Origin of the sequence: Candidatus Methanoplasma cognatum, assembly GCA_009777615.1 — an archaeon.
Lineage (GTDB): Archaea > Thermoplasmatota > Thermoplasmata > Methanomassiliicoccales > Methanomethylophilaceae > Methanoplasma > Methanoplasma cognatum.
In genome coordinates this window covers 81,364-96,581 of the sequence record WRLM01000001.1, presented here as the reverse complement: position 1 = coordinate 96,581, position 15,218 = coordinate 81,364, and the positions used below count along the sequence as shown (strand labels likewise).

11 protein-coding genes are annotated in these 15,218 nt (G+C 53.7%); 5 read left to right on the top strand and 6 right to left on the bottom strand.

Features of this window, described 5'->3' with window-relative positions; all coding sequences use genetic code 11:
* Nucleotides 1-80 precede the first annotated feature (80 nt).
* On the top strand, nucleotides 81-770 hold the full coding sequence (locus FWG96_00355) for an HAD-IB family phosphatase (GenBank protein ID MCL2031719.1): 690 nt from the start codon (nucleotides 81-83) through the stop codon (nucleotides 768-770).
* Here the strand turns inward: FWG96_00355 and FWG96_00350 are convergent.
* On the bottom strand, nucleotides 737-1,402 hold the full coding sequence (locus FWG96_00350; GenBank protein ID MCL2031718.1) for a hypothetical protein: 666 nt from the start codon (nucleotides 1,400-1,402) through the stop codon (nucleotides 737-739). The two genes, FWG96_00355 and FWG96_00350, sit on opposite strands and share 34 nt — an antisense overlap.
* A gap of 4 nt (nucleotides 1,403-1,406) precedes the next feature.
* Nucleotides 1,407-1,997, bottom strand: a complete 591-nt coding sequence (locus FWG96_00345) for an MBL fold metallo-hydrolase (protein MCL2031717.1) — start codon at nucleotides 1,995-1,997, stop codon at nucleotides 1,407-1,409.
* Nucleotides 1,998-2,057: 60 nt separating this feature from the next.
* Here FWG96_00345 and FWG96_00340 point away from each other — a divergent pair, with 60 nt between their 5' ends.
* The gene (locus FWG96_00340) at nucleotides 2,058-2,624 is read left to right on the top strand and encodes a methyltransferase (protein MCL2031716.1); all 567 of its coding nucleotides are present in this window, start codon (nucleotides 2,058-2,060) and stop codon (nucleotides 2,622-2,624) included.
* Here the strand turns inward: FWG96_00340 and gatE are convergent.
* A complete protein-coding gene (gene gatE / locus FWG96_00335; protein MCL2031715.1) occupies nucleotides 2,614-4,476 on the bottom strand; it encodes a Glu-tRNA(Gln) amidotransferase subunit GatE in 1,863 nt (620 codons plus the stop codon). The genes FWG96_00340 and gatE overlap by 11 nt on opposite strands.
* On the bottom strand, nucleotides 4,469-5,770 hold the full coding sequence (gene gatD / locus FWG96_00330; protein ID MCL2031714.1) for a Glu-tRNA(Gln) amidotransferase subunit GatD: 1,302 nt from the start codon (nucleotides 5,768-5,770) through the stop codon (nucleotides 4,469-4,471). The genes gatE and gatD overlap by 8 nt, the downstream gene beginning before the upstream one ends.
* 70 nt (nucleotides 5,771-5,840) lie before the next feature.
* On the opposite strand from gatD, the gene hypB reads away from it, so the two are divergent.
* The 3 genes from hypB to truA are packed head-to-tail and all read left to right on the top strand — an operon-like array spanning nucleotide 5,841 to nucleotide 8,593.
* The gene (hypB, locus tag FWG96_00325; protein ID MCL2031713.1) at nucleotides 5,841-6,491 is read left to right on the top strand and encodes a hydrogenase nickel incorporation protein HypB; all 651 of its coding nucleotides are present in this window, start codon (nucleotides 5,841-5,843) and stop codon (nucleotides 6,489-6,491) included.
* A 9-nt stretch (nucleotides 6,492-6,500) separates the two neighbouring features.
* Nucleotides 6,501-7,820 carry a phosphoribosylamine--glycine ligase gene (purD, locus tag FWG96_00320; protein ID MCL2031712.1) on the top strand — a complete coding sequence of 440 codons (1,320 nt, stop codon included), beginning with the start codon at nucleotides 6,501-6,503 and terminating at the stop codon, nucleotides 7,818-7,820.
* Nucleotides 7,817-8,593: a tRNA pseudouridine(38-40) synthase TruA gene (gene truA, locus FWG96_00315; protein MCL2031711.1), complete on the top strand. Its 777-nt coding sequence runs from the start codon at nucleotides 7,817-7,819 to the stop codon at nucleotides 8,591-8,593. Before purD ends, truA begins: the two co-directional genes overlap by 4 nt.
* 67 nt (nucleotides 8,594-8,660) lie before the next feature.
* Here the strand turns inward: truA and FWG96_00310 are convergent, their stop codons facing one another.
* Both FWG96_00310 and FWG96_00305 read right to left on the bottom strand, forming a co-directional pair.
* Entirely contained in the window at nucleotides 8,661-9,452 is a 792-nt protein-coding gene (locus FWG96_00310) for a hypothetical protein (GenBank protein MCL2031710.1), read from the bottom strand.
* A complete protein-coding gene (locus FWG96_00305; GenBank protein MCL2031709.1) occupies nucleotides 9,449-15,190 on the bottom strand; it encodes a hypothetical protein in 5,742 nt (1,913 codons plus the stop codon). Before FWG96_00305 ends, FWG96_00310 begins: the two co-directional genes overlap by 4 nt.
* Between the last annotated feature and the right edge of the window lie 28 nt (nucleotides 15,191-15,218).

Here is a 15,218-nt window from a genome sequence, read left to right as displayed (position 1 = left end):
TTACATAATAATCCGACATGTGTGTCCAATAGGAAGGGAACCGCCAACCATTTTATCCGAAACCCGATATACCCTCTGCGATGAGAAGATACGACCTTGTTTGTTTTGATATGGACGGCGTCCTGACATCGATCAGAAGCTCCTGGCACTGGATCAACCTGTGCCTCGACGTCGATAACGGTCCGACATACCAAGCATACGTCAACGGGGAGATAGATCAGGTTGAGTTTATGAGGAGGGACATAGCTCAATGGAAAATGGTCAACCCCGACATCAGGATATCGGACCTCATCAGGATCCTCCAGAAACTGCCGCTCACCGGAGGTATACAGGAAACGATCGCATGTCTGAAGAGCAACGGAATGAAATGTGTGATAGTCAGCGGCGGCATCAGTCTTGCCGCCAGGATGATCTGCGAAGAGTTCGGATTCGACGATCATGTCGCGGATGAGATATGCAGCCATCCAGACGGGAGTCTGACCGGCGAGGGGCGGATGAACGTAGATCTTGAGGACAAGGGAATCAACGTCAGGCATTTCATTGAAAAGTACGGCACTACTAAGGAGAGGACGGTATCGGTCGGCAACTCATTCATTGACATACCTATGTTCAAAAATTCCGGGATGTCCATAGCGTTCAACCCCACTGACGAATTCACAAGCAAGGCGGCTACGTTCACGGTAAGATCGGACAATCTTGCCGACATCCTGGACCATATACTTCCGCAGGAAGACGCTCAATCGTCTTCTTCGAAGTCGAACCCGTCCTGATCGTCATCCTCTTCCAGGTCAAGGACCTCATATCTCTTCTTTCTTATTTTTCCGTAGATCCTGGTGATGTCCCTTGCCTCTGCGGAACCATTCTTCAGCAGGCGCTCCTTGGTCTTTATCGCATGTATGAGGGCGTCGAAATCCTCGAACGGCAGGACCATTCCCACAGTGAACTCATCGTCGGGTTCGGCGTCCGTCCTCACCGAATATGTCCTTTGCCCGTCGTTGACAGATACTTTCACACTTAGAACATCATACTGCTTGACCCACAGCGCTTTGATCCCGTCCGCCCGGCACTTCTTCCCCTTCTTACCGTCCTTCGTCTCTACGTGGGTTATGCATACCATCCTTCCGTCATCAATGACGAACTCGTCCCCAACCGCCAGGATCTCATCCGATTCGATCTCCGTCTCGGTCGTCTCCGTTACGCTGCCGTCGCTGAAAAGGACCTTCAATTTCAGGGTCTCGGGCAGCCTTATCGTCTCCGAGAACACCCTCCCGCATTCGGTGCACCTGAATGTGCCTGTGACATTGTCCTTTCCGGCCCTTCCTTTCAGTATATCATGCTCCGTGACGTCATCGCAGTCCGGACATTGAACGTATAGGCACTCCGGCATCTCTCTTTTCACCATTATATCACCTTTCTGCCAAGAAGGGGGGATCGTGTCCCGGTATTATAACATCGGCATACCTGATTATCATCTTTAAGCTTTCCAGTGCAACCTCTGCGTCTATGTTTATCGCGGGAGGCACCATCCTCTCATAGTTTCCTTGCTTCGGCAGCGAGTCCCCGGCGATCGCATATTTCATATCGGCCCTGACGAAAACGCTTATGGACCCTTTCGTATGGCCCGGGGTGTGGACGATCCTCACTCCCGGCGCCAACTCTTTGTCTGTTTCAATAGGTTTGGCGCCGTCGATTCGGCCGTGCTCGTCCGGATGTACCAGTATCTCCGCATTCTCGAACATGTCGTTGTTGCCCACATGATCGTAATGAGAGTGAGTGAGCACCACCGTGTCGACGTCTTTCGGGAACACGCCTATCTGCTTGAAGGACGTCTTTATCGCCGGCCTCATGTAGCTGGTGCTGGTGTCGACCACTATCGTCCTTTCGTTTGTTCTTATCAGAACAGATGAAGAATGCGCGTCGAATACCTTTCCTTCCTGATCCCTTTGGAAGTTTCCGATCGCCAGCACGTCCAGTTTTATCATGCCTCCGTATCTCATCGCATTTAGAACTATGTTTCTTTGTCCCCAGTTATATCTGAGCACGCCCATCTCCCTCCGATGAAGTATGATCCGAAACTGATCGTCGAAGATGATGACGGAGTCTATCCGCCCTCCGACGACAGTTTTCTTTTGATAAGCTCGCTGAACATCCGCGCCGGAGAAAGGATATTGGAGATCGGATGCGGCTCCGGGATCGTATCGATGCACTGTGCGCTGAACGGAGGGGTCGTCACCTGCGGGGACATCAACAAAAAAGCCGTAGCCCTGACAAAGAGGAACATGGCGCTGAACTCGCTTGACGCGGATGTGGTCGAAACGGACCTCTATTCGAATATCAGCGGAAGGTTCGACACGATAATATTCAATATTCCGTATCTCCCGGTCAAGGAGGAGGGGGATCTGGCGCTTGCCTGGTCCGGCGGGGACGACGGCCTCGGGCCTCTTCCCGGCCTGATAACGGGCGCGCAGGATCATCTTCTCCCAAAAGGGAGACTGGTCATCGTTGTATCGTCGCTTATGGACCAAGACTCTCTGCAGTCTGTTCTGGAAGGGCTTGATGTAAGGACATTGTCCGAACTTCCCCTTTTCTTTGAGAGGCTCAGCGTCCTTGAGATCAGCCTATGAGCTTCTTTATCTCTTCGGCAAGGAGTTCGTTAGCCTGCTTTCCGTCGATCTTTCCCCTCAGGGCAGCCATGACCGGGCCCATCAGAGGCCCTATCGCTTCAAGGCCTTTTGACCTTACGAAATCCTCGCGCTCTTTGACAATGGACGATATCACTCCGGTCGCCTCGTCGCTGCCTACGGTCTCCAGTCCCAATCTGCCGATAGCTTCCTCTGCGTCGGTTCCTTTGGCGACCTCCCTCAGCAGCGACGGCAACGCCTCTTTTGAGAACCTGTTCGCCCTCAGGAGCTCGAACGCCTTCAGCATTTTTCCGTCAGGGATCGAGTCGGGATCGAGTCCCTCGCGCTCCAGCTCCGCATACGTGCTCGTCAGGGCGGTCGCCGCCGCCGAGGTCATTCCCGTTCCCTCCGATATCTTAACAAATATCTCATCGCGGCTCTGTCTCACGATCTGACCGGCCTGCTGTGCGTTTATGCCATATGATGTGACCAGCCTTTTCTCGATCTCCTCCGGCAATTCGGGCATGTTCTCCTCTATTGCCTTCAGCCTCTCTTCGGTCATATAGATGGGCGGAACGTCCGTCTCCGGGTACATCCTTGCCGCGCCCGGAAGCGGTCTTGAGTATCTTGTGGTGCCGTCCGGCAGCGGGTCCCTTGTCTCTTCCGGCACGCCTTCTATCGCTTGGTTCGCCCTGTTCACAGCCGCCCTCAGCGCGTTGACCGCTTTCTTCTCCTTTGCGGCGCATATGACGAACGCTTCGTCGGAAGGAAGATCAAGCAGGGACCTCAGAGCGTCTATGAACTCTTTTTCTATTCCGTAGTTGGGAAGTTCGTCGGAATGGAATATTCCCTTCACACCCTGGACCCTGGCATACTGCGCCATTTCCGATCCAAGTCTTAATTTCCCGTTGTCGCCGTTCATTACTCCGGAGAAGCCGGGCAGTCTTACGGCGATCACTTTTCCTTTTTCGTCAATGGCGCCTTTGATGACCTTCGACCCGCATTTGGAGAATACCTCGGTCGCGTCGACCGGTATGAATTCGGCGGGTTTCGTCCCTCTTCCGTTCAGGATCCCTTTGATCAAGATGAGCATCTTCTGCCTTTCCATCTCGTTCCTTACATAGTCTGGAAGCAGCCTGAGTTCCTGGGCCCCTTTGATCTCGACCCTGGCCCCTCCCGGTATCGAGATATTGATGTCCTCTCTGATCGTTCCTATTCCCCGCTTGACTCTCTTCGTCGCTCTCAGGATCGTTCCGAGTCTGAGCGCTACTTCCATCACTTCCTCCGGCGTCTCCATATCGGGCGCGGTCGCAACCTCTATCAGCGGTATCCCCAGCCTGTCAAGGCGCCACAGCACCTCGTTCCCGTCGGATTCGAGTTTCCTTGCGGAATCCTCTTCCAGACAGACCGTCTGTATCCCTATCTTCTTGCCGTTGACGTCTATCGCCCCGTCGACAGATATCAGAGCCGTCCTCTGATAACCGGTGGTGTTCGAGCCGTCTATTGCCATCTTACGCATGAAGTGTATCTCATCTATCACCTGGGCGCCAAGCATCATCGAAAATGTCAGCGTCGTATCCATGGCGTCATCGTTCACCGAGTGGGGAGGCTCTTCGTCCAGGTCCGCAAGGCAGGTGCAGCCTTCGCAGCATTGGTACCTGAACCCTTCGTCCTTCTGGAACTGTGCCAGCGCGGCCCTGTCCATCTCCCCCAGCTCGCTGGCGGTGGGCCTGAGCCTGCGGTAGAATGCCCCGTATCCGCTGTCCGCAAGATTGCTCTCGCAGTCGCAGAATAATTTCTTCGTGTCAAGCTGCTGGTGGATCTCGATGCCGCATTTCAGTTCCCGTTCAGACATCCACTTCCCTCCTATCTCCCATCTCATCCGCAAGGGAAGTCGTCATCAGCCTTTTCGCTTCCTCCGGGCTCTCGGAATTGGCAAGCGCCCACATCAGCTTCACATATGCCGTCTCGGGGAGCATGTCCAGGACCGCAACGGCACCGGCCGAGAGCATGTCCCTTCCTGTGCTGTAAACGTTAAGATTGGTCCGGCCGCTGAAACATTGAGAGGTCACAACCACCACCGAACCGTTGCCGCAGGCCTTCTTTATCAGAGAGATCATGCCTTCGTTGACGTGACCGAGTCCGGAACCGGATATGACTATCCCCTTGCTTTTCATCATCATCCCTTCGAAAAGTGACGGATCCATGCCGGGGTAATATTGGAGGAGTATCGTCGACCTTTCCATCTTTGTCTTTGCGGACGCTTTCTCCGACGTTACGCCTCTTCCTTCTTTTGTGAATGTGATCGTTCCTTTCTCATCCAGGAATGCGATCGGTGCGGCATTGATGCTTTTGAACGCGTCGCGCCTTGAAGTGTGCATCTTCCTCACCCTTGTTCCGATGTGCACGGCGAACGAATCGTCCTCCAGAGTATTGTGCATGACCACGAACACTCCCGCCGTTCCTCCTTTGACGCAGAACCTTACGGCCGCCGTGATGTTCGACGGGGCGTCGGACGCCGGCCTGTCGGGAGAACGCTGCGCGCCGACCAGCACCACCGGCTTCGGGACGCCGGCGAGCATGAACGAAAGGGCCGCCGCAGTGTACCCCATGGTATCCGTTCCGTGCAGGATTATGACCGCGTCCGCGCCGCCGTTGATCTCGTTCGCGACGGCTTCCGCAAGCTCCTGCCAGTGTTCCGTGCTGATGTTCTCCGAGAATACAGAGAACAGGGTCTTTGCGGAGATGTTGGCGCTCTCCCTCAGTCCCGGCACCGAGTCCACCAGCTCCGATACTGGGAGCGCGGGATGAAGGGCGCCCGTCCCGCGGCGGTCGGCGTTGGACGAGATCGTTCCGCCTGTGCCAATTATGGTGATCGTCGGGAGTCCCTCTCTGAACTCAGCCGCAACCTCTTTCTTTTCATAAGGCCGCGGCTGTTCCAGCACTTTTATTGCGGAATCCTCAAAGATCCTTACGCCTATGTTGTATCCGCTGCTTAGTTTAAGGACCACAACGTCGCCGCCGCTGAAATCATGATGCGGCATAAGCGTACCTATATATGTTTTGCCTCTGGATTCCACCGAAAGCTTGGAACCTTCCTTAGCTCCGATGCTTTCCAACAGTTTGGATAGAGAAATCGAATAGCTCATTTGCTTCAATTATGTAATGCTAACATATCTATAAGGATAGTGTTTTTATCATAGAACGCATCCCGCCCTTATGCACATCGTCCAAGTGGGGATGGAGTATGATGTTCTGAAAGAGAACAACAGGATAGCAAACTCAAACTACCGCCTACTGAAGGAGAAGAACGTCAGGGCGATAGAGTTTATGGGTTCCATCGGGTCCGGAAAGACCTCCCTTATAATCAAATTGGCCGAGAGAATGAGAAACAAAGGCCTCAAAGTGTGTGCGATAGCGGGGGATGTCACCGGCGATGACGATCAGAGGAGGATGAGGGGGTCCGGCCTTGAGGCAGTGAACTGCAACACCGGCCATGAATGCCACCTTGACGCCAACCTCATAAAGAAGAGCCTTGACAAAATAGACTTGGACGGATACGATGTGGTCTTCATTGAGAACGTCGGCAACCTAGTGTGCCCTGCCGATTTTCCGCTTGGGGCGGATTACAGAGTGGTCGTGATATCAACGACCGAGGGCGACGACATGGTGAGAAAACATCATGACATATTCCTGCATTCCGACATTGCCATACTGAATAAGATGGATATCGCGGATGCGGTGGGAGTGGATCCGGACGTCATCACGGATGACTATAGGAAGCTAACGGGCGGACTGAAGACCATGTATAAGTGCAGCACAAAAACAGAGGAAGGCATAGACGAGATAATCTCCGTGCTGGAACTCTGAGGTGAGATAATGAGAATCTTGACTGTAGGCGGCGGAGGAAGGGAGCATGCGGCCGTAGAGGCCCTGTACCGTTCCGGAGCCGAGATCTATTCCGTAATGAAGAACGCAAATCCTGGCATAATGAGAAGGGCCAAGGAATACAAACTCATTAACGAAAGACTTGTTGACGACATCTGCGAATTTGCCATCGAGCACGACGTGAGCTACGCCTTCATCGGGCCCGAGGCCCCATTGGAGATCGGTCTGGTTGACGCACTGGAACATATAGGCGTAAAATGCGCGGCCCCTACTAAGGACGCGGCCATGATCGAGACCTCCAAATCGTTCATGAGGCATCTTATGTCGAAATACAAGATCGAGGGGAACATCGAATACTCCATTTTCAGAACTCCGGAGAGCGCAGAGGAATACCTTAAGACGCTGAATAAAGAGATAGTTGTAAAGCCTGTCGGATTGACCGGGGGGAAAGGGGTCAAGGTCCAGGGAGAACACATCAACGGCCACGAGGAGACAATGGCCTATGTCAGAGAGATCCTGAGAGAGATAGACGAGGACAGCGTCATCATAGAAGAAAAGGTCGTGGGGGAGGAATTCACCCAGATGGTCTTCGTCGACGGCAGACACTTGGTGCCCATGCCTTTGGTCCAGGACCACAAAAGAGCGTACGAAGGGGATGTGGGGCCAAACACGGGAGGGATGGGCTCCTATTCGGATGCGGATCACCTTCTGCCTTTTATCCCCGCGGATGCGAAAGATAAAGCGCTGGACATACTCGGGCAGATAGTGGATGCAATGAATGAGGAGGGATGCCCGTACCGCGGCCCTATGTACGGCCAATTCATGCTGACGAGGACCGGCCTCAAGTTAATAGAGATCAACGCCAGATTCGGAGACCCGGAGGCAATGAATATTCTTCCGATACTCGAGACCAATTTCCATACTGTCATAAAAGATATGGCCGGGGGGAAACTGAAAGAGGACACTGTCAAATTCAAGAATCTCGCTACCGTCTGCAAGTATGTCGTCCCCAAAGGCTACGGTATCAAATCCGAACCCGGATATGAGATAATGATCGATGAGGAAAGCATACGCGAGTGCGGTGCGGAGATATTCTATGCGAATGTCGACGAAAGGGACGGCAAGCTGTTCACGGGAACATCCAGATCCATCGGGATAGTGGGCATAGGCGAGACGATAGAGGAGGCTGAGCAGAGATGCGAGGCGGCCCTGAAATTCGTCAAAGGGGATATGATCTGGGCCCGGCACGACATCGGAAAACGCGATCTGATACAGAAGAAGACGGACCGCATGAAGAACCTCCTGTCATGATCAGAGCGGCAGTTAAGATAGCTTACCTGGGCGAACATTTCTCCGGCTCCCAGATACAGCCCGGCTGCAGGACCGTGGGAGGAGATGTCCTTTCCGATCTGACAGCGGTCACGAACATGAGGGATGAGGACATAGACCTGAAACTCGCAAGCAGAACGGACCGGGGAGTGAACGCCCTCGGAAATGTCGCTGTATTCAACAGCAGCATCGATGATCCGGAGATCCTGCTCAGAGCCCTGAACGCAGTATCAAAGGGGATCTTCTACAGAAGCGCGGCACTTGTCGGGAGAGAGTTCAACCCCAGGTTCGCCGATGTCAGAATATACAGATACGTTCTCCCCTCCCGCGGCATGGACGTCTCCGCGATGAGGAGCTGTGCCAAAGCATTTGTCGGAGAGCACGACTTCACAAGGTTCTGCAAGCCAGGAGGACGCCCCGCGACGCTTGTCATGAACTCTGTCTCCGTGCGGGAGGAGGACGGCGTGATCATCATCGACTTCTCTGCAAGATACTACCTGTGGAACATGATACGCCGCATCGCCGCCGCCATCATCGCAGTGGGAAGAGGAGATTCCTCCGTCTCCGACATAAAGGACGCGCTTGGCGGGAAGGACGTCTCCTTCGGCATCGCAAGGCCCGACGCGCTTACGCTCCTGGACGTTTGCTACAAAGACGTGGAGTTCACGGCGTCATCATCGGACGTGTTCGCGGGAAAGGTCGAAGAAGAGGTCTTCAAAAATAGGCTGGGAAGCATGTTCTTCACATCATTGTGATCCGGCACACACCGGCACCGATAACAATATCATGAAAAGAAGAGTTTGAAAAAGGTTTGACAGGCGCTCAGCGCCTTGATTTGGGCTTACCGTAGTTCTTGACAGGCTTGCGGTAGAGATAGACCACCGCAATGACCATAACTACAATGAGTACGATGAGCAGTATGTTCAGCAGACCGTAGTCGGAATGGCCGACATAGAATTCACCGTTCCCGCCCAATATGACATCCTTGTAGTCTCCGATGTTCTCCTCTCCGGCCACGATCTTGAATGTGTGCCTTCCGTTCGAGAGCGATTCGGCCACCCAATCATACGTGACAGTCGTTTTGTCCCCGGATGCCGCAGATATGAGGGTCTTGCTTCCCTCTACGAACTCCCCGTCAACATAGAAATAGACCGCAAAGTCGGTGAAATCCACTTTGCTGTTGTTCGTCAGGACCGCCGACAATACGATCGGTTCCGCGACCGTTACGGTCTGTGTCCTCTCTGTCGTCGTTCTCGCTCCGCTGTCTATGCTCTCCGTGAAAGTTACCGTGAGGGTATACTTCCCGGCGGCCGACGGCGCAGTTATGGTCAGCTCGGCTTCCACACCGTTCGTAAGTGTTCCCGACGACGGGTAGACCGCACCGGATTGAGTGACGCCGTCGCTGTTCTTCAGCGTGGCGGTGTATGAGATGTCCAGCGTATCGAACTCCCCATCTTCGAAGAACATTATCCGATAGTCTAACGTGCCTCCTGTCTTCACGAGGTTCGTATCTCCCTCTATTGTGGCGCTTGCTCCGTCAACGCTTGATGAGTTTTCGAGCAGGACCGCTCCTGCTGCGAAGACCATTGCAAATACCGCTACCGCGGCGATCATCTTTTTCGTACGAACACCCCCTTCTTGATTCCCAGCCATGCAACCGCAATCAGAGCCAGTATGACTATCGCCATCATCGCTAATGTCGATATCGGTATCGGGCTCGGGCCGCCGTATATGTTATTGCCTGATGCGGACATTTCCTCGGACCCCATCTGGGCTTCCTGTGCGCTCATATTGTTGATCGTAGCAACAGTACTGAGGCCGTCGAGCGACACTCCCGCGCTGTTTGTCTTGAGCCCTTGGCTCTTGGACGTCGTGTCCCTTACCGTTACCGCCACGTCGATGGCCGGAACGCTGGTGTCATTTCCGTCTCTGCACATCAGTTTGATGTATATCACCGTGGAGTCGAATCCGTTTATACTGAACGAATTCGTTCCGGTCTGGGAGAAGATATTCCCTCCGTCCTTATCGGAATAAGTGAGGTACCAGTTGCTGCTGCCGCCCCTTATCGTTGCGGTTAGGGATGCGATCTTAAGATAGCTGTCGTTGTTGGTGACCGTCACCGCATACATGTACTCGTAACCGTTCACGGCGTCGGCGAATGTGTCTTTGATCCCGCTTATGTCCACATATGTTTCCGTTGTCGTTACGCCCGCGCCGGTCGTGGGGAACGCCTTCTCATCCAGCATATAGATACCTGAATAGGCGCCGTTTATTGAAGTTACCGTCACCGACAGGTCCGTGTTCCCTGCGCCTACCAGCTTGGGATCGTACCTGCCTGATATCTCAATGGTGCTCTGTCCTTTGCCTGCGACGTTGACAGTGTAGTTCTTATCGAGGGTCCATGCGGAACCTGCGGTTATGATGTACGTCGCGTCGAAATCGCCGGTGTTCTTCACCGTCAAAGTGAACTTTCCGACCCCGTTCAAGAAACTGAAGTTGCTTCCGGACAGATCGGGAGTCGTTGAGGATGATGATGTGGTCGTAACCGGGAAGTGTATCGACGCTCCGTCGACCACTTCGCCCGCTGTCATCGTCGTGGACCCGGTGTAGCTGTACTCTGTGTACAATATGGTCTGAGTGAGCTTGGCTGTAAGCAGCAGCGCGGTTCCGGCGGGCACGGTCATCTCAAACGCGCCGTCGATTATCGGGAAGGGTATCGCCACGCCGCCGTATGTCACTGTAAGCTCTCCGTCCGCAGTTACTCCCACATATCCCTTTATGGTCGCCGCGGCTGCTTTATTGAGCAGGTTCAGAGTGGTCGAACTCGATATGTTGGTGACGGACGCATACGCTATCTGCTCCGTCCCGCCGGTGCCTGATGCCGCCTCGAAATAGAAGCTCTTTCCTCTCTCCAGATAGTATACGAGAGGGTCATCCGCATCTACGTAGTACAACCCGCCGTCGGTGGGCGTCACGGATATTCTGTCCGTCGGCTGTGCGTTGAGGTTCACCCTCGCAACGTTCGTGTAGTCTATTTTCAGAGATCCGCTTTGTCCGGGGTAGACATATATCGTCCCGTTGTAGTAGGAGCCGGTGTTGCCGCTTATGACCGCTGTGTACTGTCCGGGTACCACCGTCGTCGAGCCCGATACGTTGTATTCCGTTGATGAGCTGTTGTAAAGCGTGATCTTCACCGGTATGCTGCTGGATACACTGACCGTTTTCACATACTTTTCAGCGTCAGCGCTCTGACTCGCGGCGAGACTCCATGAATATGAAGAGCTGCCCGTGCCCGAAGACACGCTGTACGACTGGTTCTCCATATAGAATACGGATGTGTTGAACCCAGACGTTGTCATCTCCGCCCCATATTCCTGAGGGACGGTGAACACCGCGTTTCCGTTGGTGTCCGTCTTAGCCTTAATGTTATACTCAACGCCGTCGATGGTCATCGACATGTTGACATCGACGAACGCGATCCCTCTTGTGGATGGGGACGATATGTTCGTCCTATAGTTCAAGGTCATGGTGATCGTACGGGATTTCGATGTGGAGATGTTCTCCAGATCGACATTGCCGGAGACTGTTAAGGATGTTATCGACGCGCTCGATGCTCCGTAGATATACATTGTGTATGTTCCGGCGGGCAGCCTGACGTCGAATTTGCCGTCGTCACCGGATGCGAATATGAATGTCGCTCCGCTTGCCGCCCCGCTTGTCATTATGAATGAGACCGTGCCGGAGAGCGGATTGCCGTTACTGTCGTTCACCGTACCTTTCACACTGTATCCGGTCGAGCTGAGCATTGTTATGTTATTCCCTGTTGTCACTCCGTAGTACACGCTGTTACCGCTTACTGAGTAGGCTGTGTACGTCGCATTGGCGATCCCTCCGCACGCCGGCACAGCGAATGAAGAGGATACGGATGACGTCACGAATCCGTATGACATTATGCTTACAAGACCCCCTGCGGGAGCCCCCGATACAGAGATGTTCCTTTTATCATATACGGTCAGCGATGCCGAGGAGCTTCCGCCGCTCGATATCGTCGAGGTCGGATTCGAGGCCGAGACCTTCGTTCCGGCGGCATAGACTGTGTATGTTGAAGGAACGACCTGGATCCTCGCCTGGCCGTCCACTATGTCCCCGTAGTATATGTCGCCGGTCGCCGTATCCTGTGCCGCGACCCCTTTTACTTCATTCGGCGCTTTTGCGCCGACATCGGTCGTGACCGTCACGGTTATGGTGCCGGACGTTGCGGATATGCGGTACCCGACATTGTTTCCGGTGCCGACCGTCACGCTTCCCGAATTGATCGCTGTCCCTGTCGGCGAATAAACCGTAAGCTTGTAGACATCGGGTATTATGTTGCCGGACGTGGTATTGTCAAACCTGAAGTTCCCGCTGACGACATCGGTCTGATAAGTTTTTCCGGACGCCGCCCCTTCGATGACCACATATGAATCACCTAAGTAGAGGCCTTCGGTCATCGTGACGCTTCCGGAAAGGCTTGTCGCGGGTATGTTCAGGGGGGGATCGGAAGATGTCACGTTCCTGCGGGTATCTATGATCGATCCTGTCGCTATGGTGGTGGATCCCGATGAGAACACCACATAATAGTCGGTGCCGTCGGCCGGCACCGATATCGTATATGAGCCGTCGGCCTTCGTGAACACGGTGGACCTCTTCACATATCCCGTCGCTCCGGAGGAATCATATGTTGTTTCCGCGAACACCGAGACCTGGATGCCTTCCGCGCCCGTAAGCCCGGCGGATGAGACATAATTGACGGTTCCGTCCACAGCCTCCGTCATCAACGGGTCATATTCCAGCATGACGACCCCGTTGATGTAATTTATAATTCCGCCTTCTTTGTTCTGGAGATCTATTGCTTCAAAGGCGTCCATGTCCACCCATCCGTCGGATGAATTGGTGGCTTCATCGTCAGGGTTGTAGTACACGTGCCAGTAAGATATTTTGTAGTTGGATAGACCGTATCCGGGTGTCGCTTTTATCGGCCCTGTGCTCATAGAAAGGGCATTGAGATATTCGATCGACGAATAGAATCCCGCCTCTGATGGAGACATTCCTATGAGCGCCTTCCAGAAGAAGGTCTCGTAGAACGCATCAGTGTACATTGCGTATCCGTAGTATGTGTCGTAGTAGAAGAAATGAGACGGAGCGCCGTATACGTCAAGGGCATAGCTCCCGAGATAGGCGGCGCTGCTGAAATACGATCCGTCGTTGTAGTATATCGGGAGCAGGCTCCTGTCCACAGATACGTAGTTTATTGATTCGCCGCTTATGTTGCATATATTGCCGTAGAGTTCATTGACCTTAGGCTCAGATATCGTTGTTGTGATATAGTTGCTGAGCACCAGATACAGGGCGTTCTCCTCGGTGATGTTTGTGCCCATCCCCGGATAGGTTTCGACATTGTTCTTGACCTCATCAACGGCTGTCGAAGGGTTGTTGATGTATCTTTCGATCTCATTGTAATTCAACCCGGCGGCAGTTATAGAAGAACGGAACTGAGACAGATCATGGGCAAGCATCAATCGTATTGCCATTGCCGCCGTCGCCGCCGAACTGCCGTTCGCCAGAAGTATCGCGGCCATGGCGGATGTACCGCCGCCGTATGAATCCGTCACGGATTCGAACCCGCCTCTCGACACCGCATTCGCGGAATATCCGAGCCACACTACCAGCGCACCGTCCTTGTCGACGTCGCTGTATTCGTTCCACATCTTGTTGATCGAGTTCAGATCATCGGTCATCACCGTATATCCCAAGCCTCCGAAGTATCCTCCGCTGCTGGAATTGGTGGGCATACTTGCATCAGCCGCGTTCACTATGTTCGGTGCGATGATGAGCGCCACGATGGCTACGGTCGTAGCAAGCGGTATCGGCTTAAGCGCCTTCCTCAAAGCGTGCTTTATTCCGTTTCCCCTCATATCCGCGAAGTAACCTTTCAGGTCCGCAGTCCTTATAAGCATGAGGATCAGCGCCGCGGAAGCGACGGCGAAGCCTGCGCCGGCGACCGCCCCGTATGCGGTGGAAAACCACCCTATACAGAACATGATGAGGAGCCACCACATCGTGAAAGTGTATTTTCTTGATTCGATGTTCTTGCGGTATTTGTATACCATGTACAGGAACATCAGCAGCGGCATCCATACGGTCACCCATCCGAAGAATGCCGCCATTGAAGAGATGGATGTTCTGGTCAGTCCCGCCGCGAGGTTCTGCATAAGCCCGCTCTCGTATAGCGAGTTGCCGTTGACGACGGCCGAGAACAGGCTGCTGTCTATTAAGGCGAGCACCGTGAGTACGGCTGCCGCAATTATCAGAGTGACCGGGATCATAAGCACCCACGTTACCTTAGTGGTCTTGCTGAAGAATACCGCAAGGGCGACGGACATCACCGCTACCACAAACGGCCCGGAGAAGATAAGGTCCCAAAGGCCGGCCATGATGTAGTACGGTGCGGATATCAGCACCCCCAGCATTATTACGGCCGAATACATGCCGACCGTCGGCGAGACCTCTTTGGACCCGAGACGGTCGATCACTGCCTGAACGACCATGAGGACCACGAGCATCAGGAGTATGACGCGGAACTGGTTCCATGACAATGCTATCATTGCAAACAATATTCCCGCGACCAGCAGATTCTTTACCATTGCCCCGTCTTTGATCAGGGCCCTGAATCCGCTGGGCTGGATCTTGTCGCAGCCTTCCATTGCCTTTAGCAGGAAGTATATCATGAAAGCGAACAGGAATCCTACGAATGCATATTCCGTACCGTTGGAGAAGGCAGTGGTCGTGATCATCAGCGCAAAGAATGCGTACAAGAGCGCTGCCAGAAGACCTATTTTCTCATCATTGAACATCTTCCTTCCTATCAGGTACACAGGCCAGCAGGTGAGGGCTGCGAATATCGGTGCGGAGAATGCCAGCGCTCCGGCTGCCGCCGTCCCTGTTGACACGCCGAGTGCGGATGCCAATCCTGCGACACCTGCCAGAAGGAAGTCCATCAGCGGGGGATATATGTTGACGGATCCGTGCGGATAGTTGAGGGCAGGATCCGTGAACGCGAACGAGCCGTTGAGGATGCTTTCGATCACATGAACATGACTGGATGCCCCAGTCCCGCCGGAAAGGGCGAAATCACTGCCGGCGGATACGCCGAAAGCAAAAATGAATCTGATGACGAAAGCCGCGATCATTATCGCCAGCAGCGTTATCAGGCGCCATTCTCTTTTGTACCATACTTCCTTGCCAGCATCCGATGCGGGCAGGAAGCCCCCCTCTGTGGTGGGTCTGGCTGACCTATTTCCAATTTTGCGCATTCTATAGTCTCCATTAAAGTAGAGTATT

Coding starts and splice junctions, on each gene's coding strand:
- hypB (MCL2031713.1), top strand. CDS start 5,841: ATGCACATCGTCCAAGTGGGGATGGAGTATGATGTTCTGAAAGAGAAC.
- gatE (MCL2031715.1), bottom strand. CDS start 4,476: ATGTCTGAACGGGAACTGAAATGCGGCATCGAGATCCACCAGCAGCTT.
- purD (MCL2031712.1), top strand. CDS start 6,501: ATGAGAATCTTGACTGTAGGCGGCGGAGGAAGGGAGCATGCGGCCGTA.
- FWG96_00350 (MCL2031718.1), bottom strand. CDS start 1,402: ATGGTGAAAAGAGAGATGCCGGAGTGCCTATACGTTCAATGTCCGGAC.
- FWG96_00305 (MCL2031709.1), bottom strand. CDS start 15,190: ATGCGCAAAATTGGAAATAGGTCAGCCAGACCCACCACAGAGGGGGGC.
- FWG96_00345 (MCL2031717.1), bottom strand. CDS start 1,997: ATGAGATACGGAGGCATGATAAAACTGGACGTGCTGGCGATCGGAAAC.
- truA (MCL2031711.1), top strand. CDS start 7,817: ATGATCAGAGCGGCAGTTAAGATAGCTTACCTGGGCGAACATTTCTCC.
- gatD (MCL2031714.1), bottom strand. CDS start 5,770: ATGAGCTATTCGATTTCTCTATCCAAACTGTTGGAAAGCATCGGAGCT.
- FWG96_00355 (MCL2031719.1), top strand. CDS start 81: ATGAGAAGATACGACCTTGTTTGTTTTGATATGGACGGCGTCCTGACA.
- FWG96_00340 (MCL2031716.1), top strand. CDS start 2,058: ATGAAGTATGATCCGAAACTGATCGTCGAAGATGATGACGGAGTCTAT.
- FWG96_00310 (MCL2031710.1), bottom strand. CDS start 9,452: ATGATCGCCGCGGTAGCGGTATTTGCAATGGTCTTCGCAGCAGGAGCG.